We start from the raw sequence: 20,553 nt of genomic DNA, 5'->3' as shown, positions 1-20,553 counted from the left end.
TCTTCATCAGATAAATTTACATAATCAAATTCTAAATCTCCTGATTCATGTTCTGCTGAATTAAAAAACTCTACTATATTTTCTGAAATAAATCTATAAAACAATGTTCCTAATACATATTGTTTAAAATCCCAACCATCTACTGAACCCCTTAAAGCATCAGCTATATTCCATATTTTTCTTTGCAATTCTGCTCTTTGTATTACTTCATTTTCTGCCATTAATTATCTCCCTTTACTTTTTTGTTATTTTTTATTATATTATTATTTAATATCTTTTAAAAACCTAAAATAATCTAAGAAATTCAATATATTATTTTTATATATTTGTTTATATCTACTTTTAAATAATACATTTAATATTAACATTATACCTTAAATATTTGTGAAGGACCAAAAAATACCACTAAAATTTCTATATATTAATTAGTGGTATTATTTTGTTATTTCTTATTATTTTTTACTTTACTCATATTCTTCCATATAGATGGAGAAAACAGAAATATTACTGGTAATATTTCAAGTCTACCTATTAACATATCAAAACTTAAAACTATTTTTACAAAATTTGAAAATTCTGAGAAATTCCCAACAGGTCCTACAAATTGCCCTAACCCTGGTCCAACATTACCTAGAGTTGTAAGAACTGCAGTAACAGTAGTCTCAAAATCAAAATTATCAAATGATACTAGAACTATAGATATTACACAAATTAAACAATATAGTATTATATATATCATTGTTCCACTACGAACATCCATATTAAGTTTTTGCCCTTCAGCATTAACTATATTTACTGCTCTTGGATGTATTAATTGTCTTATTTTAAGTTTTATTTCTTTAAACAGAATTAATATTCTTGATACTTTTAGTCCTCCACCTGTAGATCCTGCACAAGCTCCCATAATTATTAAAAGTATAATTATTATCTTACTATATGTAGGCCATGAGTTATAGTCTACAGTAATAAATCCTGTAGTAGTTACAACTGATGTAACTTGGAAAAGAGCAGCACGAAAGGCTTCTTCTAAAGTTGAGAAACTATCTTTTACATTTATTGTTATAGTTACTACAGCAAAAACTACAGCCCAAAAATAGTATCTTAATTCTTCATTTTTAAATATAGCTTTAAAATTAAATAATAATAAATAGAAATAAAGATTAAAATTAATTCCAAATAAGAACATAAATATAGATATTACGTATTCTATATATGGACTATTGAATGCTGCAATAGATGCATTTCTAGTTGAAAATCCACCTGTTCCTGCTGTTGAAAATGAATGTAATAATGCTTCATAAAAATTCATTTTACCAAACATTAAAAATACTACTTCTATTAAAGTTAATGCTAGATACATTCCATAAAGTATCATAGCTGTTTTTTTAGCTTTTGGAACAAGTTTACCAACACTAGGCCCTGGTACTTCAGCACGTAAAAGATAGATACTTCCACCATCTGTTAATGGTATAACTGCTAATACAAATACTAAAACTCCCATTCCACCTATCCAATGTGTAAATATTCTCCAAAACGCCATAGATTTTGATAATCCTTCTATATTCGTAAGTATAGTAGAACCTGTAGTAGTAAATCCTGAAACTGTTTCAAATATAGCATCTACATAATTGGGAATATATCCTTTAAGTGTAAAAGGTAGTGCTCCAATTAATGACCATATTATCCATATAACAGATATGATAATCAGACTTTCTTTAGTATAAAATTTCAAATCATTTAATTTAATTTTTGAAATCAAAAAAGTTATTGCTATAACAGTAAATGAAATACCTAAAAAAGTATATGCATCACTTTCATTATAGTAAAAACCAACCAAGGCTGGTAAAAGCATTAAAAATCCTTCTATCATAACTATTTTTGATATAATTTTTAACATAAATTTCTTATTCATAGCCACTTACCTAATTATATCATTCAAGTTATGTAATCTTTTATTAAATGAAATTATTATAACTCTGTCATTAAGTTCTATTGATAAATTACCATCAGCAACTATAAAGTCACCTTTTCTAACAACACCAGCAACTATAATATCTTTTAATAATTTTAATTCTTTTAAAGGTATACCTATTCCTTTAAAATTATCTAAAACTCTAAATTCTAATGCTTCTACTTTATTATAAACTAATCTATATACAGTATCTGCAGCTATTTCTTCACTATTTTCTATAGCTCTTACATAAGTAAGTATTATATCAATTATAACATCTTTAGGTGTAAGTACATTAGTTAATCCAAAATCTTTAACTAAATTTCCATAACTTGTGTTATTTATTTTAGCTATTACTTTATTTACATTCTTATTCTTTGCATAAAGTGATAATAGTATATTTATTTCATCATTACCTGTAAGGGCTACAAATGAGTCTGAATCAAAGACTCCTTCTTCTTCAAGAACAACTTGATTAGTAGCATCACCGTGTATAATAGTAGCTTCTGGTAATAATTCTGCCATATTTTCACAAACACATAGGTCACTATCAATTATCTTAATTTCCATACCAAGTTTTAATAATTCTTTTGAAAGATAATATGTTATCTTACCAGCTCCTACTATAAACGCACTTTTAGCTCTTTTTTCATTTCCACCTAATATACTATATATATCATTTAAATTTTTACCTGAAAATACTATATGTATTCTATCACCTTTTTCAAGTTTAAAATCACCACTTGGTATAAATACATCATCTTGTCTTTCTACAGCACAAACTAATATATTTTTACTTATTTCATTTAATTTAAGCCCTACAAGCTTATTATTTTCATTAAGTCTAAATGAAACTATTTCTACAAGTCCTTTAGATAATGATTCTGTTTTAAAATCACCTACAAACTTAAATTGATTTGCAATTTCTCTTGCTGTTCTAAATTCTGGATTAATCGGCAAATCTATATTAAGATTCTTTTTAATAAATTGACCTTGTTTTGCATATTCCTTAGATCTAATTCTTGTAACTACATTTTTAGCTCCTAAATTTTTAGACATCATCGAACAAACTATATTTAATTCATCACTTGAAGTAACAGCAATTACAAGATCTGCATTTGGTACGCCAGCTTCTATTAACACCTCATTATCTATTCCATCACCATTTATACATAAAACATCTAGACTATTATTTATTTCTTCTAATCTTTGCATTTTTTTATCTATAACAGTAATATCATGTCCTTCTGTATAAAGCTGTTCTATAACAGATTTTCCAACTTTACCATTTCCAACAACAATAACTTTCATTCATATCCTTTCAATTAAGCAAAACGCACCCGTAGGTGCATTTTAATTTTATTTTTTTATTAAATTTGCAAGTATTCCATTTATGAATCCTTTTGTATTTTCATCACCATAAGTTTTAGCAAGTTCTACAGCTTCATTTATAGCAATTTCTTCACCTATTTTTTCAATTAAAATTTCATAAAAAGACATTTGAAGTATAACTTTTTCTATATTTCCAAGGCTTGAATAACTCCATCCTTTTACATTTTTATTTATTTCATCAAGTATTTCTTTTTTATGTTCATTTAATTTTAATATATAATTATTAAAAAATTCTTTTTTTGATTTACTAATATCTAAACCATCTAAAACTTCTTTATGTCTTTCTAACAAATCTGTAGTCATAAGTTCGTGTTCAAATAATAATTTAAATATTTCATTTCTTATTTCTCTTTGTGTCATATATCCCACCTCTTAAATTTGTTCTGAATCTAATTCTATTTCTTCATCAGTAACACTATTTAAAGGTGTGTCATCTAATTCTGATGTTTCTATTATTGTTTCAGAATTTATTTTAACTATCTTAATATTAACATTTTTAACCACAACTCCTGTCATTAGAGCTATGTACTCTCTTAACTCATTTTGTAATACTGATATTTTTTCATTTAAATTTTCTGTATTAAAAGTTTCTACATTAGCGTATATATTAACCTTAGATCCTCTTGATTCTGATTCAACTTTAGCATTTTTTACAACTACCTTAGATTCTAAAAATTTTCTAGAGATATCATTTATAGTATCAAGACTTACTTCTACTTCTCCATTAGAACCTTTACTTCTTACAACTTTATCCTTCTTGAATAATTTTTCTATCATAGAAAACACAACTATTATCATATATGCAAGTGCTATAAACCCAATGTATATTAAATAATCTTGGTAATTTTGAAATTCAAGTAAGAAATCTTGATAATATGTTGTATAAAGGAAAAAATCAGAAAAAGTAATGTATACTAATCCTCCTAAACATACAAATATCAAGAATTTAATTAAATTATTAAGAAATTTAAACATTTTCTACCTCCTCGGTATTCTTATCTTCATTTCTTTTTATTATATTTGATACTTTTACATTAATTTCCTTAACTTTAACTCCTGTTAATTTTTCAACATTTTCCTTAACAAGTTCTTGGAATTCTCTAACTGTTTCAACTATATTTTCACCATAATAAACATTTAATCCTAAATCTATAACACATTCAGTTTCTCCAAGCTCAACTTCAATATATCTATTATGACCAACATTTACAATATTTTTAAGTAAAGTAATAGGTTCTGATTTACTTGCTTTTTCTGCAACTGAAGCTACACCTTTTAATTCATTAATACTTTCTAAAACAATATCTACTATAACACTAGGTGCTAATTCTATCTTTCCTATATTTGACATAACTTTTCCTCCTATAATTACTTTAGTATATTCTACACTATTTTACAATAAATAGCAATATTACTTATTCAAAGATATTCTTATATTCTCTTCTCCTAAAAGATCTATCAATTCTTTTAAAACTTGATCATTAATAGCTATATTATACTTACTTTCCATTTTTGAAACCAAGTATTTACCATCAACTTTTTTATATATTTTTATACTATTATTTCCTTTATTCTTCTTAATAATGTCTATAAGTTCGTTTCTTTTATCAAAATTTTCATCTTCAATTTTCAAACTAAGCATAAAGTTTTTTAAATTATCAGTTTCATGAACTTGAGATATGAACTTTTTATTATCATCTAGTATTCCAAGTACAAAAATATGTATACTTCCTTCATTTATAATATTACTATATTTAATATAATCTTTTGGAAATATCATATACTCTTCACTACCATTATGATTATTAATTATTATATTTGCCATAAGATCATTATTTCTTGTAACTCTATTTGTTACTTTTTCTATATATCCTACAAATACTTTATCATCATTATTAAATATTCTAGAATATATATTTTCATTAAGTATTTTTTGTGTTCTTAATGATATTTTCATATATTCTTTTTCTATGTCCACTAACTCTTTAAAACTATATTCATCAAACTTTTTAAACTTATATTCTTCGACATTGACTTCATTATTTAAAAATAGAACTGAATGTATATCCTTTTCCATTTTAATTTTTTTATCAACCCACTTAGATAAGTCCCCTAAATTGTTTATAAGAGTTTTTCTATTATATCCAAATTCATCTAATGCTCCTGAATATATAAGTCCTTCTAAGTTACTCTTATTTAAAAATTTACATCTTAAAACAAAGTCAAATATATCTTTAAATTCTCCATTTTTATTTCTTTCATTTAATATATCTTTAGCTGTTTTTTCCGACATTTCTTTAAGTGCACTAAGTGGCATACGTATATTATTTCCTTCAACCTCATATTCAAAGCCTGATTTACTTACACTCGGTTCAAGTAAATATATTTTCTTTTTAAGCATTTCTAAAAATGCATTTATCAATTTTTTTTCAACTTTTAATTCAGTTGTTAATACACTACTATAAAATTCTTTAGGATACTTAGCTTTAAAGTATAAAGTTTGATAAGTTATTATTGCATAACTTATAGCATGAGCTTTATTAAATCCATAATTCCCAAATTTTTCTATAAGATCATATATTTTAGATGCTATATCTTTAGGTATAATAGCACGGTTTATAAAAGTCTCCCTATTAATTTTTAAAATTTCAGGATTTTTCTTACCTATGGCTTTTCTTAATTCATCAGCTTCTGCAAGTGAATAATTAGAAATATCTTGAGCTAGTTGCATTACTTGTTCTTGATAAACAAGCATTCCATAAGTTGGTGAAAGAACTTTCTCAAGTATCGGGTGTAAATATTCTATTTTCTTTACTTTATTTTTAACTTCAATAAGATTAGGAATATATCCACTTTCAAGAGGTCCTGGTCTATAAAGTGCTAAAAGTAGTGCAATATCATCTATACTATTAACTTTAAGTTGCATTGCAAGTGATCTCATACCAGTTGATTCACTTTGAAATATACCTAAAACATTCCCTTTATTCATCAAATCAAAAGCTTCTTTTTCATAAGGCAAGTTATACACATCTATATCAAGTCCAAGTTTTTTCACTGTAGACTTAACTATATTTAAATTCTTAAGTCCTAAAATATCCATTTTTAAATACCCTAATTTTTCAAGTATATTTGCCTCATATTGTATTTGATAATCTTTAGTATAATCATCATAAACTAAAGGTAAATTTTCCCTCATATCTTTTTTAGTTATTATAACTCCAGCTGCATGAGTGGACATATTTTTTACCTTATTTTCTATTCTTTTTGCTATATTTATTAAATATGAATATTTTTCTTGAAATTCACCCAAATTATCAAAACCAAGTTTTGATGATTTATTAATTAATCCTCTAATATTTTTTTCAGGTATTTCTAATACTCTTGCTACATCTTTAATAGCAAGTGCTGGTTTAAATGTTGAAAAAGTAATTATTTGACTTACATTTCTAGGGCTATATTTATGTTTAATATATTCTATTAGATCCATTCTTCTTTCTTGTTCTATATCTACATCTATATCAGGCATAGATATTCTTTGTGGATTTAAAAATCTTTCAAAAATCAAGTCATATTTAAGTGGATCTACCTCTGTTATATCAAGAAGATATGAAATTATAGACCCTGCTGCTGAACCTCTTCCTGGTCCAACATATATATCATTTTTCTTAGCATAGTTTATAAAATCATGAACTATTAAAAAATATTTTATATATCCCATTTCATCTATAATATCTAATTCATACTTAACTCTTTCTTTTGCCTTTTCAATATTTTTTTCATATTTTTCATTTATTTTATTATTAATTAAGTATTCTATATACTCTCTATCACTCATATTATTAGGTATATCAACTCTTGGAAATTCAACTTTATCTTCCCCTAATAATACATCTATATCTTCACACAATGTTTTTAAATTATTAATCCCTTTTTCTTCTAAATCTTTAGGATAAAGATTTAATATTTCATTTTCAGACTTAAAATAAAGTCCATTTAATTTAATATCATTATTTACAGAATTTATACTTCTATTTTCCTTTATAGCTGAAAATACTTTCTGTAATATTTTATCATCAGGATCAACATAATATACGTCATTTGTATATATAGGACTTACTCCAGATTCCCTATACAATGTATATATATACTCTCTTTGTTCTTTTGTTATATCAAACAGTGGAACTTCAAAAAAGAAATTTTCAAACGTTTCTTTTAAAAACTCTAAAGTTTTTTTAGCATTGTAATAATCGTTATTAAGTATATATTGAATAACCTCACCTTTAACACCTCCACTTAACACATAAATATTCTTACAACTTTTTATATCCTCTATATCTACATTTAGAAAATTTAATTTTCTTTTTTCATAACTTATTGTTGATAGTTTAGAAATTTCTTTTAATCCTTCTAAATTTCTAGCATACACTGTAAGAGCATGAAAACCATCTGCATTAACTCCTGGTATATATACCTCAAACCCTATTATAGGCTTTATATCATTTGCAATGCACTCGTTATAGAAATACATTGATGCAAACATATTTGTATCAGTTATTCCTAAAATATTTTGGTTATATTTTTTTGCTTTATTTATATATTCTTCAATACTTCCTACTCCTTCAAGTAAGGAATATTCAGTATGTAATTTAATATTTACAAAAGACATAAAACCTACTCTCCCTTCTAAATAATTTTTCTTAAAATTTCAAAAAATCTATCTATTTCTTCTTCAGTATTTTCTATAGATAAACTTATTCTTATCGAACCTTTTGCCTGATTTTCACTTAAACCTTGTTCTAAAAGTACATAAGATGGACTAAGTGATCCACTCTGACATGCAGAGCCTCCTGATATACTTACTCCATTCATATCTAATATAGGTAAAATATATTGTATATCTTTATCTATTAATTCTATATTAAATATATTTAAAACCCTATTTTCTTTATTATTAAGTCTAATTTTACCTTCAAATTCTTTTAAACCTCTTAAAAATTTATCGCTAATTTTACTCATGTATTTAATATTTTCACTCAAATTTTCATTCATATATCTATACACTATACCACCTAAAATTATAGATTGTAAATTTTCAGTACCTGCCCTTTTATTTTTTTCATGACTTCCACCATGCATAAATTTTTCAATTTTCGATGTATTTTTAACATATGCAAGTCCTAATCCCTTAGGTCCATGAAATTTATGGAAAGAAGCTGAAAATGATGATAAATTAAGTTTTTCAACATCTATTTTTTCCTTTAAAAGATACTGAACCATATCACTATGGAAATGTATATTTTTACTCTTTAATATATTACCTATTTCTTCTATTGGTTGTTTAACTCCTGTTTCATTATTAACAGCCATAACACAAACTAATATAGTATTATCTTTTATAGCATTTAATACCTTATCTGATGTAACAATACCATCTTCATTAGGTTTTAAATATGTAAGTTCAAATCCTTTAGTCTCTAAGTATCTACATACATTTAAAACACTCGGATGCTCAATACCTGTGGTAATTATATGACCTTTACCATAAAAATTAGCTACTCCCTTTATTATCATATTATTTGATTCTGTAGCTCCTGATGTAAATATTAAGTCTTTACTATTTGATATGTTTAAACTACTTGATATATATTCTCTAACTTTTTCTATTTCATATCTTGCTTTTTTACCTTCAGCATGTACTGATGAAGGGTTTGCATAAAAATCAAATACTTTTAAAATATCTTCTCTAAATCTATTTAAAATTTTTGTACTTGCTGCGTTGTCAAAGTAAATTCTCATGAGTTCCTCCTCACTGATATTATACTCTAAATTAGTATTTTTTTCAAAAATTTATTGTTTTATTAAAAAAGTTGTTGTATAATTATAACAGAGGTGAAAAATGGAGAAGATTATACTACATATAGATATGAATAACTGTTATGCATCAATTGAAGCAAAACTTAACCCAAAACTTAAAAATAAGGCTATTGCAGTTTGTGGTAGCAAATTAGATAGACATGGTATAGTTCTTGCAAAATCTGAACTTGCTAAAAAATATGGAGTTAAATCAGCTGAAACTATTAATTCTGCGTTAAAAAAATGCCCTAATTTAATTATAGTCCCTCCACATTATGATGAATATATAAAACATTCAAAATTAGCTAGAAATATATATTATGAATATACAGATTTAGTAGAACCATTTGGTATAGATGAATGTTGGTGTGATATAACAGGAAGTATAAAATTATTTGGAAGTGCAGAAAATATAGCTGAAAGTATAAGAAGTAGAATAAAAAATGAACTGGGTATAACTGTAAGTATAGGTATAAGTTTTAATAAAACTTTTGCAAAACTTGGAAGTGATCTTAAAAAACCTGATGCTATAACTATAATTTCAAAAGAAAATTTTAAAGATAAGGTATGGAATTTAGATATATCTGAAATGATAGGTATAGGTAAAAATACTCAAAATAGATTAAGAGAGCTCGGTATAAATACCTTAGGTGAACTTGCAAATTTTGATAAAATTAAATTATCAAAAGTTCTTGGAAAACATGGATCTATACTACATGATAGAGCAAATGGTATAGATGATAGTCCTGTTACAGATATGAATTTTAAAAAAACACCTAAAAGTATAAGTAATGGAAAAACTTTAAGCAAGGATATATACACTAAAAATGAAGCAAGAGACTTATTTTCTGATCTTAGTATAGAAATATCAAATAAATTAAAAGAATATCAATTACATACAACCACACTACAAATAACTGTTAGAAATGTTGATTTTGTTGATAAACAATATCAATGTGAGATAGATCAAACTTCTAGTGAATTTATAATCACAGAAACTGCAATGAAACTACTTGAAAAATATAAGTGGGATAAACCTATACGTTCCTTAACTATAAATACTAAAAACTTAGTAAGTGAGGATAGTTATCAACTTTCACTTTTTGAAGAAAAAGAAGAATATGAAAAAATTAAAAAAATAGATAAAACTATTTATGATATAAGAAAAAAATTTGGTGATGATTTCATATCATTTGGTAAGGTTAAAAAATAGTATCATCTATCTTAAATTTATCTTTTTTCTCTTGTTTATTTTAAAAAATATTTGTATAATATTCATATATAAAAAAGTTAGGAGTAATGCTATGAAAAGAAATAAAAGTTTTGGTAGGTTAGCAGTATATATAATATGTTTAATTATAATCTTTACATTAGGAAGATCCACATTTGTTTATCATTTCTATAACAAAAAGGAAATTAGCGTTCCTGATATATTAATGATGAAAGAAGATGACGCTATCCGTGAACTTAAAAAACTAGGATTAAAATATAAGGTGATTTATTCTAAATCAGGAGATGTACAAGAAGATTATACTTTTCTTCAAGATCCTCGTGCAGGACAAATAGTTAAAGTAAACAGAGAAATATTAATATGGGTAAATAAAAGTGATAGTTTAGAAATACCTAATATTATAGGAAAAAGTTTAATTGAAGGTAGAAGATTTTTAGAAGATTTAGATATAAATATAGAAAGAATAGACTATATGCCTACAGAAAATATTCAAGAAGACACTATACTTTCAATATATCCAAAAGCTGGTCAAAAAATTGGAATGGGACAAAAGATATCATTACTTGTTTCTTCAAAATCACTTACTAAAACAAGTATAATGCCAAATTTAATAGGTCTTGAAAAAGAAGAAGCTATTAAGATACTTTCACAAAATGGATTAAGTATATCATTAATTAGTGATGCTAAAGATCCTTCTTTTGCACAAAATGTAATAGTTGCAACTAATCCACAACCTGGTGAAGAAGTAAATAAAAATACTAAAATAAGTATAGTTTTAAATACAGGTATAGAAGTTGATAAAAGTATAACTGATGTAATCATTGAAGAAAAAACAAATAACAATGATAAAAATAATAAAAAGGTTGATAAAAAAGAAGATATAGAATCTATATTAGACAATACTTTAAAAGAATTAGAAAAAAAAGAAAATAAAAATGCTCCAAAAGAGGAAAAAAATGCTAATTAAAGGTAAAGTTGTAAGAAAAATACAAGGTTTTTTCTTTGTCTATGTATATAACGAATATAGCAGTATAGAAGAATTTGAAAATAATCTAATACAATGTAAACTTAGAGGAAGTTTAAAAAGTAAAAATAAAAAAGAAAATTGTATGGTTGGTGATTTAGTTTTAATTGATGATGAATTAAATGTTATAGAAGAAGTTTTTGAAAGAAAAAACTATATTAATCGCCCCCTTATATCAAATATTGACTATATTTCTATGTGTTTTTCAGCACATGAGCCTGATTTTGATATAATACAATTTCAAAAAAACTTACTAATGATACATAAAAATAATATAGAACCTATATTAACCATAACTAAATCAGATTTATTAACTAAAGATGAAAGAAAATCTCTAGAATTATTATTTAAAGAAAATTTTCCATATATGAAAACCTTCTTTATATCAAAAAATGATATTAAAGATTTTAAAGAATATATAAAAGGAAAAGATGTAATAATATCTGGACCTAGTGGAGTTGGTAAATCGACTTTAATTAATAACATAGTTAAAAAAGAAATATTAAGAACAAATTCAGTGAGTTCTAAATCTAAAAGAGGTAGAAATACTACTGTAGATACTAGAGTATTCCCCTATTTAGATGGATATATAATAGATACACCTGGATTTTCTAGTTTAGAATTTCCTAAAATTGATAATGCATTAGAAATAAGGGAATATTTCCCTGAAATACAAGAACTATCTATGGAATGTAAATTTAAAAATTGCAATCATATATCAGAACCTGATTGTAATGTAAAAGTAAAACTAAATAACTTAAGATATGATTTTTACAAAAAATTTATAGAAAATATAAAGAAATGAGGTAAATATGAAAGAAATAACTATAGCACCTTCTTTACTTGCTGCTGATTTTTCTAAATTAAGAGAAGAAGTTGAAGCTATTAATAAAACAGAAGCAAAATGGTTACATTTAGATGTAATGGATGGTAATTTTGTACCTAATATTAGTTTTGGAGCAGATATTATTAAATCAATAAAACCATATACAGATTTATACTTTGATGCACATTTAATGGTTGAAAAACCAGAATGGTATATTGAAACTGTAGCTAAAGCTGGTGTAGATAGTATTACTATACATGTTGAAGCTACTAATCATTTACATAGAGCTCTTCAAATGATAAAATCAGTTGGAATTAAGGCTGGTGTTGCATTAAATCCAGCAACTGATATTGAAGTATTAGATAATGTTATTGACCTTATAGACTTAGTTCTTGTTATGACTGTTAATCCTGGATTTGGAGGTCAAAAATTTATAGATAATACTTTACAAAAAATAAAAAGAATTCGTGAAAAATATCCCCACATAGATATACAAGTTGATGGTGGAATAAATAATGAAACTGCTAAACTTGTTAAAGAAGCTGGTGCAAATATACTTGTTGCAGGTTCTTATGTATTTAAAGGAAACTATAACGAAAAGGTTAATTCACTATTATAGGAGTAATTATGTACGAGAAAATGGAGTTAATTATAGATAATTTCTATAAAACTTACTATAAAATGGAAGAAATAAACTTAAGCCTATTCATTAAATGTTTAACTACAACAGAATTACATATTATAGAATGTATAGGTCTTGAAAAAATAACTATAAAGGAGTTATCTAATAGATTAGGTATAACTATGGGTTCAACTTCAGCTGCACTTTCAAGGCTTGAAGAAAAAAAGTTTTTAAACAGAACTCGTTCAAGAACAGATAAAAGAAAAGTATATGTTAACCTTAATAAAAAAGGACTAATAGCATATAACTACCACGGTAATTTCCATACTACTACTCTTGAAAAAGTAACTAAGGATATACCTCGTGAAAAACTTGAAGATTTTATGAATACTTTTCAAGAAATTTTAGATAACTTAAAAAATCTTAAACTTAATATAGAACCTGAAGATTTAACAAAATTTTCAAAAAATGATATATTAGAAGTTACTGAAGTTAAAGGAAATAGTGTTATTCGTCTTGCAATTTCTGAAATAGGTCTACAATTAAAATCTATTGTTGAAATTCTTGATATATATAAAGATTCTATAAAAATTAAACTTAATAATCATGAAAAATTAATAACAAAAGAACAAGCTCTTTATGTATTTGCTACAAAGAAAGGAGCAAATTAATTTGATTTACTTAGATAGTATAGGTATTAAATTCCTTACACAAGAATTAAATGATCTAAATAAATTTAAAGTTAATAAAATATTTCAATATGATAATAGTTCATTTTCTTTATTTTTCTCTAAAAAACAATTATTTTTTCAAATAAAGGATAATGAATCTATAGTGTATATTAAAGAAAAAAAAGAAGAAAATAATAGTTTTTCTTCTAATTTTCTTTTATCTTTAAGAAAATACTTAGATCATGCCGAACTTATTAATGTTGAAACTTTAAATAATGATAGAATAATTCAATTTACATTTAATAGAGTAAATATTTCTGGAAATATGGATGTTACATACATAATTTTTGAATTAATGGGAAGACATTCTAATATATTCTTGCTAAATGAAAATAGGATAATATTAAATGTTTTAAATAATAACTCTAGTATAGATAGCAAAAGATTTTATTCTATAGGATCAGAATATGAATCATTTAAAAACGAAAAAAATATATTAAATTACACAGATGTCTATACAAATGCTTCTGAAATGATAGAAAAAATAAATGGTATAGGTAATATCTTTGCTCAAGATACATATAATGATATTGAAAAAAGAAAATTACTTAGTTTAAATTATACTCCATATATATATTTAGATAATAAATCAGTTTATCTAACTTACAATAATTTTAGTAAATATGCAAATCTTGAAAAATATGAATTCAATAATTTAAATGAAGCAATAAACTCATACTTTGATAACTTTAAAGGTGTTAGTTTAATTCGTGATAAAAAGAAAAATATAGAAAAACATATAAAAAATAAGATTAAAAAGAATGAGAAAACTATACTAAAATTAAAGGAAGATATAGAAAAAGATAAAAATTTCGATTACTATAGATATATTGGTGATTTACTTGCATCAAACCTATATTTAATAAAACCTAGAGATAAAAATATAGAAGTTATGGATTATGCAACAAATAAGATGATAAACATAGATCTTGATATAAAAAAATCTCCTAGTGATAATCTTAAATTATACTATACACGTTATAGAAAAAGTAAAAAAGGTTTAGAAATATCAAATGAAAGATTATCAAATCTATATGAAGAACAGATATATTTAAATGAAACTCTTGATTTCCTTGAAAGAGAAAATGAATTTGTAGGTCTTGAAGAAATAGAAAAAGAATTAAATATATACAAAAATACTAAAAATAACAATAAAAAGAACAAAAATGCTAAAAGAGAATTATTGAAATATGTGGTAGATAATTTTGAAATTTTTGTTGGAAGAAATAGTAGCGAGAATAATTATCTAACATTTGAAAAGGCTAAAAATAATGATGTTTGGTTACATGTTAGAGATATACCAGGATCTCATGTAATTATACAAACAAATAAAAAAGAAGTTCCAGATAATGTATTACTTGAAGCTGCTCGTCTTGCTGCACGTAATTCTAAAGGAACACATACTAAAACTATTGATTATACTGAAAGAGTTAATGTAAAAAGAACAAATAAATATGGTAATGTTACTTTCACAAACTTCAAAAGTTTAGATGTTAGTGAATATTAAAATCCGAGATTTCTCTCGGATTTTTAATTATTCTACTTTTAATTTATCATATTAAATTTATATGATACTATATCATCGTATTTTAAATTATTTAAAAACTGTTCCATATCAAAGTTATCTAAATCTGAATATTTTTTTATTATAGGCATATACATCAATTTTAAAGGGAATATTATGATAAAATTTCTAAAAAAATACACCCTAAGGTGTATTCTTATATTGTTTTTTTATTTAATTCTTTTTCTTTTATTCTTTCTTCAACGTGTTTTATTTTATTTAATAATTCAACATCTCTTGAATCTATATCATAAGCTGCTTTAAATTCTTTAAGTGCTCTCTTATGTCTTCCCATATGTTCATATTTTCTACCAAAATCTATATGTGCTCCATACATATCAAAATCTAAAAATATTGCTAATTCATAACAATCTAGCGCTTCTCTTATCATACCTTTTCTAGAGTATACATTACCTAAAAGGAATAATAAGAAAGGTTCTTTTTCACTTAAATATATAGCATTCTTAAGTCTTTCTTCTGCTTCATTTAAATTAGAATTTTCATAATAAAGATAACCTAAATATCCTTCTATTTCATGATCATTTGGAAGATATTCTGCAAGTTTTTCATAAAGCTCTATAGCTTTATCATTTTCAAAATAAGCATGATAAACACCAGCTAATTTTTTTAAAGTTTCTACATCAGAAGTATCTTTAGATATTTTATCCTTTAATTCTTGTTTATACTCCTCTATATTACCCTTATATCTAAATTCTCTAAAAACCAATGTTGATAACATAAATATCTTTCCTTTCATCTTTATTATCTAATTTAATTTTAACATATTTAATAAATTTTTACAAGGAAAATCACCAACTATGACCTCCACCTCCAGAAAATCCTCCACCTGAAGATCCTGTGCTTGAAAAACCACCAGAAAAGCTTGATTTACCTCCATAATTATTTTTATTTCTAACTTTAGTTTCTCTGATTAATAAATCATTTATCATATTATAGTAATATGCTCTATTTATTATATGATAATAATTAGTTCTACCATACACTAATTCCCTATCAAATCCATAATCATCTATAACTGAATCTAACAATCTTAAATACTTGTTTTCTAGTCCAAAAGCTAACGCATAAGGTAATATTTTTCTAAAATATGATACTATATCATCTATATTATTGAAGTAACCAAATTTTTCCTTTTCTACAGTACTTAAAAATTTATAAAATCCCTTGGCTTTAAGATAGTCAAATTTATATAAACTAGTATATTTATATACATTAAAGGAATTAATTATACTAAGAATAAGTAATATTATTGAAATAGAAACCGGGATAGGTTCTGTATCTAAATAAATAACCGTTAATATACTTATTACTATAACTGGAAGAATTAACATCAACAAGTATCTATAAATTCTTTTAGCATAATTATCACTATATTTTTTATTTACATATGTAGTTAAATTTTGTTCCAATTCATACATTACTTTAGAATTTTTAAATATATCATTTTTAACTAAAAGTAACTTATTTAAAGAAATTTTTTCCTCATCACTTAATAAATTCTCATTTAAATATTTATTAGTAATATCAGTATTAACATAATACTGTTTTTCAACATAATCTTCAAATTTTTTAACCTTTTTATTATATGTTTGTCCAACTTTTCTAACATATTCTTCATTTTCATGTATAGGATTTCTTTCCTTAAATGAAACTATATTCTTATCTATTAATTGAAATAATACAACTAAAGTATTCTCATAATTACTTAATCCATTAATCTCTGAAAATAATATTTTTTTAGCAATAACAGGAGATACTTTAGGTGGTAAATATTCTACAACTATTGAATCTTTAACTCTATTTTTATTTCTATATATATAAATAAGTAAGTTTATTATACCTAAAATACATATTATTATAGGTAATATAAACAAAGCTGTATATGCATGTATTCTATTTAACCACATATCATTACTCGTATAGTTAAAATCTGTAGAATTTAATATAAATGATAAACCTTCACCAGGTGAATAAACTTTATTAGTAGAAATAATATATTCTCCATTACTTTGGCTTATAGTATAATCTTTATTTTGTTGTCCTAAAAGACCAGTATAAACATCAATATTCCCATTTATACCAGATATTTTTAAATTAAAATTTTCAACAGGCATTTCCCAATAATTACCTAAGGCATTTAAATATATCTGAACTATATTATTTTTCTTTCTAATTATATTATATATCCTATAACTAATATTAAATGTATAATCTTTATTAGGCTCTATTAATTTTCTTTCACTTCCTATTCTAAGTGATACAACATTTTTTTCATATTCTTCAACTACAGGTATATCTACTCCGTTTTCATCTGTTACTTTAAAATTATCAAACTTTATTCTATCTTCAAATTTAAAATATGAACCATTAGAATATTTATATGGCATTATCCTATAAATTCCATGTTTCCCGTATTCATCCGTTCTGTATACTATTTTTTCGTTTACATTTAATACTCCATTACTAAGAGCTTCTACATCCATATTAAAATTCTTTATACTTTCAGAAGAAAATGTAATTATACTTAAAAATAGTAATAAAACTAATTTTTTCATATTAAAAACTCACTTTTGGAGCTTGCTTTGCATCGATATCTTCTTTAAATAATTCTGCTCCTTTAAATCTAAATATTCCAGCAAATAATACTGCAGGGAATTTTCTTATAAACTTATTTAAATCTCCGGCTGTTGCATTGTAATATCTTCTTGCACCAACTATTTCACTTTCAATTTCTTTTAAAGTTTCTTGTAATTCTAAAAAACTAGTATTTGCTTTTAAATCTGGATAAGATTCATTTAAAGCAAATAGACTTCTTAAAGTTTTTGTTAATTGATTTTCCATAGCTTGTATTTCTTCGATATTTTTTGAATCACTTAAATCTATTTTAAGCATTCTATTTCTAGCTTCAACTACACTTTCTAAAGTTTTAGATTCATGACTTGCATATCCTTTAACTGTCTCAACAAGATTAGGAATTAAGTCTAATCTTTTTTGTAAAAATGTACCTAAATCACTAAAAGCTTTCTTATTTTCTACATCATAATTAACATAATTATTATAAACTCCTATAGCATAAAATACTATAACTGCTAAAATTACTAAAATAATTAAAAATATCATCATATTATTACTCTCCTAAACTTTCTATAAATTCTAAAATTTCTTCTCTTCCTGTATTTTTTAAAGATGAATGAAAGAATACATCTTCATTTTCAAATACTAATTTTTTCTTAATTTCCTTTAATTGCTTAAATCTTTCATTATTAGATAATTTATCACTTTTTGTAAATATTATGTAATACTCTATTTCATAATGCTCTAAATATTTTAACATTTCAAAGTCTTCACCACTAGGAATTCTTCTTATATCTAAAAGTACAAAAACAACTTTTCTTCTTTCAGAATTTAGATATTCTTCCATTATATTTCCCCAATTTTTCTTAATATTTGCCGGAACTTTAGCAAATCCATATCCAGGAAGATCCACAAAATATCTATCCTTATTGATTAAAAAGAAATTTACAAGTTGAGTTCTACCAGGTGTTTTACTTGTTCTTGCTAAATTCTTTCTTTTTACAAGTGAATTAATAAGTGAAGATTTACCCACATTAGATCTTCCAACAAACGCAATTTCAACATTTTCTAATTTCTCAGGATAATTGCTTTCTTTAACACAACTTGCTATATAATCTGCTGATTTAATCTGCATTTTTACCTCCTATTAATTTAAAAACAACCTCCTTTGTAAGTTTATATAAATGATCTTTATCACTCATATTATCAATAACAAATTTAGTTTTTTCTTTTTTTTCTTCTATAGACATTTGAGAATCTACTCTTCTTCTTGCTTCTTCTCTATTTAAACCATTTCTTAGTATTATACGATTTATTTGAGTTTCTTTATCTGCATACACTACTATAACTTCATCAAATAAATTTTCAAGTTTTAATTCATAAAGAAGGGGAATATCCACCACAATATATGCTTTATCACTTTCTTCCATTCTTTTCTTTATTTCTTCAATTATAGCTTTATGCATATATGTATTTAAATCTTTTAGTTTACCTTTATCTTTAAATACGATCTCTCCTATTTTTTTTCTATCATTTGTACCAAACATACTCTTAAGAGTATCTAATACTTCTTTTTTTTGATACATTTCTGTAGTTATTAAATCAGCATCTATATAAGTAGCTTCATCCTTAAATATATCCTTAATATATTCAAAAACTAAACTTTTACCTACACCTATAGAACCTGTTAATCCTATTTTCATATTTCTCCTTTTAAAAATATACAAAGCCATCTACAATCATAACTTGTATAAGTAACTCTATGAACTGTATTTTTAGGTATAAATATATATGAATCTTTGTATAGCTTGCTTTCTTTACCATATATTTCAAGTATAGCCTCTCCCTCAAGTAAATAAACAAATTCATCTTTTTCATCAGACATATACCCTGTAGTATTTGAAAATGATTCTATTCTTTCTACTTTTATATTATTATTAAAAAGTATATCAACATTTTCTCCATATTCATTTTTCATATATAAGTACCTCCTCATTTATTATACTATATTTTCAAAATATTTTCCTTATTTTTTTTAATATTCTTATCCTTACTGTTGACATTTCTTTCCCTTATTTTATCATTAGTATTGTTGATTTTTTAATTATTTTAGTATATACTAAAGTAAAGAAAGGAAGGATGATAAATAATGAATTCAATAAAAAAACTTATGCTTATAGGACTGTTAGTATTAGGAATATCAAATATATCTAACGCATTTACTTTTAATGGATATAGATTTGGTAGTGAGCCTTTATTTTCAGTTTCTGAAACAACTAAAGATAAAAATAAATTATTAGTATTCAATTCAGAAAATACTAAATTAAATAAAAAAATAAATGATAGAATAGATAGAGAAGTACACAACTTTACAAAAGATACTGATAGTATTACAGAGGTTATGCTAACAGCTAATAATTCAGCCTTTATATCAACTGTACTTATTAATTCTAACCCTGGTTCTGATGAAGTTAAATTTAAAGGTTTAGTATTTGATGCAAAAACAGGTGATGTATTAAGTCTTTCTAATGTTCTTGGAAATTCTGATTCTCTAAAAAATTTATTAAATGATAGAATAGCACAATTTGGAATTAAAACTAATTCTCACTTTAAAGGTATGAGTTCTGTTAGTTCATTCTACTTAGAAGAAGATGCTTTAATTTTAATCTTTGATAAAGGACGTGCATCTGATGATTTTGATGGAGTTGTATTTGTTCCATTATTATTAACAACAATTCAAGATATTTTAAGATAGTAGGTTAAA

The 20,553-nt window shown here is 24.4% G+C and carries 21 protein-coding genes; 7 read left to right on the top strand and 14 right to left on the bottom strand.

Annotated features, from left to right (window positions below):
- The 8 genes from AYC59_RS04525 to AYC59_RS04490 form a co-directional block, all read right to left on the bottom strand.
- A partial coding sequence (locus AYC59_RS04525; protein ID WP_211260007.1) for a type I restriction-modification system subunit M N-terminal domain-containing protein occupies positions 1–221 on the bottom strand: 221 nt, incomplete at its 3' end.
- A gap of 221 nt (positions 222–442) precedes the next feature.
- Positions 443–1,912, bottom strand: coding sequence for a TrkH family potassium uptake protein (locus AYC59_RS04520; RefSeq protein WP_066895651.1), 1,470 nt, complete (start codon positions 1,910–1,912; stop codon positions 443–445).
- Between the two features lie 6 nt (positions 1,913–1,918).
- On the bottom strand, positions 1,919–3,262 hold the full coding sequence (gene trkA, locus AYC59_RS04515) for a Trk system potassium transporter TrkA (protein ID WP_066895649.1): 1,344 nt from the start codon (positions 3,260–3,262) through the stop codon (positions 1,919–1,921).
- A gap of 48 nt (positions 3,263–3,310) precedes the next feature.
- The gene (nusB, locus tag AYC59_RS04510; RefSeq protein ID WP_066895647.1) at positions 3,311–3,703 is read right to left on the bottom strand and encodes a transcription antitermination factor NusB; all 393 of its coding nucleotides are present in this window, start codon (positions 3,701–3,703) and stop codon (positions 3,311–3,313) included.
- 12 nt (positions 3,704–3,715) lie between these two features.
- Positions 3,716–4,318, bottom strand: a complete 603-nt coding sequence (amaP, locus tag AYC59_RS04505) for an alkaline shock response membrane anchor protein AmaP (RefSeq protein ID WP_066895645.1) — start codon at positions 4,316–4,318, stop codon at positions 3,716–3,718.
- Positions 4,311–4,694: an Asp23/Gls24 family envelope stress response protein gene (locus AYC59_RS04500; protein WP_066895643.1), complete on the bottom strand. Its 384-nt coding sequence runs from the start codon at positions 4,692–4,694 to the stop codon at positions 4,311–4,313. The genes amaP and AYC59_RS04500 overlap by 8 nt, the downstream gene beginning before the upstream one ends.
- 60 nt (positions 4,695–4,754) lie before the next feature.
- On the bottom strand, positions 4,755–8,009 hold the full coding sequence (locus tag AYC59_RS04495) for a DNA polymerase III subunit alpha (RefSeq protein WP_066895641.1): 3,255 nt from the start codon (positions 8,007–8,009) through the stop codon (positions 4,755–4,757).
- A 17-nt stretch (positions 8,010–8,026) separates the two neighbouring features.
- A complete protein-coding gene (locus AYC59_RS04490) occupies positions 8,027–9,139 on the bottom strand; it encodes a cysteine desulfurase family protein (protein ID WP_066895639.1) in 1,113 nt (370 codons plus the stop codon).
- A 100-nt stretch (positions 9,140–9,239) separates the two neighbouring features.
- On the opposite strand from AYC59_RS04490, the gene dinB reads away from it, so the two are divergent.
- The 6 genes from dinB to AYC59_RS04460 all read left to right on the top strand — a co-directional run bounded on the left by dinB (position 9,240) and on the right by AYC59_RS04460 (position 15,137).
- Positions 9,240–10,409, top strand: a complete 1,170-nt coding sequence (gene dinB, locus AYC59_RS04485) for a DNA polymerase IV (protein ID WP_066895637.1) — start codon at positions 9,240–9,242, stop codon at positions 10,407–10,409.
- 91 nt (positions 10,410–10,500) lie between these two features.
- On the top strand, positions 10,501–11,394 hold the full coding sequence (locus tag AYC59_RS04480) for a PASTA domain-containing protein (RefSeq protein WP_066895635.1): 894 nt from the start codon (positions 10,501–10,503) through the stop codon (positions 11,392–11,394).
- Complete coding sequence (gene rsgA / locus AYC59_RS04475) at positions 11,384–12,256, top strand: ribosome small subunit-dependent GTPase A (RefSeq protein WP_066895633.1); 873 nt, start codon at positions 11,384–11,386, stop codon at positions 12,254–12,256. The genes AYC59_RS04480 and rsgA overlap by 11 nt, the downstream gene beginning before the upstream one ends.
- Positions 12,257–12,263: 7 nt before the next feature.
- The gene (gene rpe, locus AYC59_RS04470) at positions 12,264–12,896 is read left to right on the top strand and encodes a ribulose-phosphate 3-epimerase (protein ID WP_066895631.1); all 633 of its coding nucleotides are present in this window, start codon (positions 12,264–12,266) and stop codon (positions 12,894–12,896) included.
- Positions 12,897–12,904: 8 nt separating this feature from the next.
- Complete coding sequence (locus AYC59_RS04465) at positions 12,905–13,570, top strand: MarR family winged helix-turn-helix transcriptional regulator (protein ID WP_066895629.1); 666 nt, start codon at positions 12,905–12,907, stop codon at positions 13,568–13,570.
- A 1-nt stretch (position 13,571) separates the two neighbouring features.
- Entirely contained in the window at positions 13,572–15,137 is a 1,566-nt protein-coding gene (locus tag AYC59_RS04460) for an Rqc2 family fibronectin-binding protein (RefSeq protein ID WP_066895627.1), read from the top strand.
- Between the two features lie 214 nt (positions 15,138–15,351).
- On the opposite strand, the gene AYC59_RS04455 is transcribed toward AYC59_RS04460, so the two are convergent.
- The 6 genes from AYC59_RS04455 to AYC59_RS04430 all read right to left on the bottom strand — a co-directional run bounded on the left by AYC59_RS04455 (position 15,352) and on the right by AYC59_RS04430 (position 19,767).
- Entirely contained in the window at positions 15,352–15,933 is a 582-nt protein-coding gene (locus tag AYC59_RS04455) for a tetratricopeptide repeat protein (protein ID WP_066895625.1), read from the bottom strand.
- Positions 15,934–16,003: 70 nt separating this feature from the next.
- Entirely contained in the window at positions 16,004–17,770 is a 1,767-nt protein-coding gene (locus tag AYC59_RS04450) for a DUF2207 domain-containing protein (protein WP_066895623.1), read from the bottom strand.
- A gap of 1 nt (position 17,771) precedes the next feature.
- A complete protein-coding gene (locus AYC59_RS04445; protein WP_066895622.1) occupies positions 17,772–18,338 on the bottom strand; it encodes a LemA family protein in 567 nt (188 codons plus the stop codon).
- 4 nt (positions 18,339–18,342) lie between these two features.
- On the bottom strand, positions 18,343–18,924 hold the full coding sequence (yihA, locus tag AYC59_RS04440) for a ribosome biogenesis GTP-binding protein YihA/YsxC (RefSeq protein WP_066895620.1): 582 nt from the start codon (positions 18,922–18,924) through the stop codon (positions 18,343–18,345).
- A complete protein-coding gene (coaE, locus tag AYC59_RS04435) occupies positions 18,914–19,492 on the bottom strand; it encodes a dephospho-CoA kinase (RefSeq protein ID WP_066895618.1) in 579 nt (192 codons plus the stop codon). The genes yihA and coaE overlap by 11 nt, the downstream gene beginning before the upstream one ends.
- Positions 19,489–19,767, bottom strand: a complete 279-nt coding sequence (locus tag AYC59_RS04430; RefSeq protein WP_066895616.1) for a cupin domain-containing protein — start codon at positions 19,765–19,767, stop codon at positions 19,489–19,491. Before AYC59_RS04430 ends, coaE begins: the two co-directional genes overlap by 4 nt.
- 171 nt (positions 19,768–19,938) lie before the next feature.
- On the opposite strand from AYC59_RS04430, the gene AYC59_RS04425 reads away from it, so the two are divergent.
- Positions 19,939–20,544, top strand: coding sequence for a hypothetical protein (locus AYC59_RS04425; protein WP_066895614.1), 606 nt, complete (start codon positions 19,939–19,941; stop codon positions 20,542–20,544).
- Positions 20,545–20,553 lie beyond the last annotated feature (9 nt).

This window comes from Pseudostreptobacillus hongkongensis (assembly GCF_001559795.1).
Taxonomy (GTDB): Bacteria; Fusobacteriota; Fusobacteriia; order Fusobacteriales; family Leptotrichiaceae; genus Pseudostreptobacillus; species Pseudostreptobacillus hongkongensis.
Note: the sequence above shows the minus strand (reverse complement) of the source record. Positions and strands in the feature narration are given on the sequence as shown.

Coding starts and splice junctions, on each gene's coding strand:
- AYC59_RS04520 (WP_066895651.1), bottom strand. CDS start 1,912: ATGAATAAGAAATTTATGTTAAAAATTATATCAAAAATAGTTATGATA.
- trkA (WP_066895649.1), bottom strand. CDS start 3,262: ATGAAAGTTATTGTTGTTGGAAATGGTAAAGTTGGAAAATCTGTTATA.
- nusB (WP_066895647.1), bottom strand. CDS start 3,703: ATGACACAAAGAGAAATAAGAAATGAAATATTTAAATTATTATTTGAA.
- amaP (WP_066895645.1), bottom strand. CDS start 4,318: ATGTTTAAATTTCTTAATAATTTAATTAAATTCTTGATATTTGTATGT.
- AYC59_RS04500 (WP_066895643.1), bottom strand. CDS start 4,694: ATGTCAAATATAGGAAAGATAGAATTAGCACCTAGTGTTATAGTAGAT.
- AYC59_RS04495 (WP_066895641.1), bottom strand. CDS start 8,009: ATGTCTTTTGTAAATATTAAATTACATACTGAATATTCCTTACTTGAA.
- AYC59_RS04490 (WP_066895639.1), bottom strand. CDS start 9,139: ATGAGAATTTACTTTGACAACGCAGCAAGTACAAAAATTTTAAATAGA.
- dinB (WP_066895637.1), top strand. CDS start 9,240: ATGGAGAAGATTATACTACATATAGATATGAATAACTGTTATGCATCA.
- AYC59_RS04480 (WP_066895635.1), top strand. CDS start 10,501: ATGAAAAGAAATAAAAGTTTTGGTAGGTTAGCAGTATATATAATATGT.
- rsgA (WP_066895633.1), top strand. CDS start 11,384: ATGCTAATTAAAGGTAAAGTTGTAAGAAAAATACAAGGTTTTTTCTTT.
- rpe (WP_066895631.1), top strand. CDS start 12,264: ATGAAAGAAATAACTATAGCACCTTCTTTACTTGCTGCTGATTTTTCT.
- AYC59_RS04465 (WP_066895629.1), top strand. CDS start 12,905: ATGTACGAGAAAATGGAGTTAATTATAGATAATTTCTATAAAACTTAC.
- AYC59_RS04455 (WP_066895625.1), bottom strand. CDS start 15,933: ATGTTATCAACATTGGTTTTTAGAGAATTTAGATATAAGGGTAATATA.
- AYC59_RS04450 (WP_066895623.1), bottom strand. CDS start 17,770: ATGAAAAAATTAGTTTTATTACTATTTTTAAGTATAATTACATTTTCT.
- AYC59_RS04445 (WP_066895622.1), bottom strand. CDS start 18,338: ATGATGATATTTTTAATTATTTTAGTAATTTTAGCAGTTATAGTATTT.
- yihA (WP_066895620.1), bottom strand. CDS start 18,924: ATGCAGATTAAATCAGCAGATTATATAGCAAGTTGTGTTAAAGAAAGC.
- coaE (WP_066895618.1), bottom strand. CDS start 19,492: ATGAAAATAGGATTAACAGGTTCTATAGGTGTAGGTAAAAGTTTAGTT.
- AYC59_RS04430 (WP_066895616.1), bottom strand. CDS start 19,767: ATGAAAAATGAATATGGAGAAAATGTTGATATACTTTTTAATAATAAT.
- AYC59_RS04425 (WP_066895614.1), top strand. CDS start 19,939: ATGAATTCAATAAAAAAACTTATGCTTATAGGACTGTTAGTATTAGGA.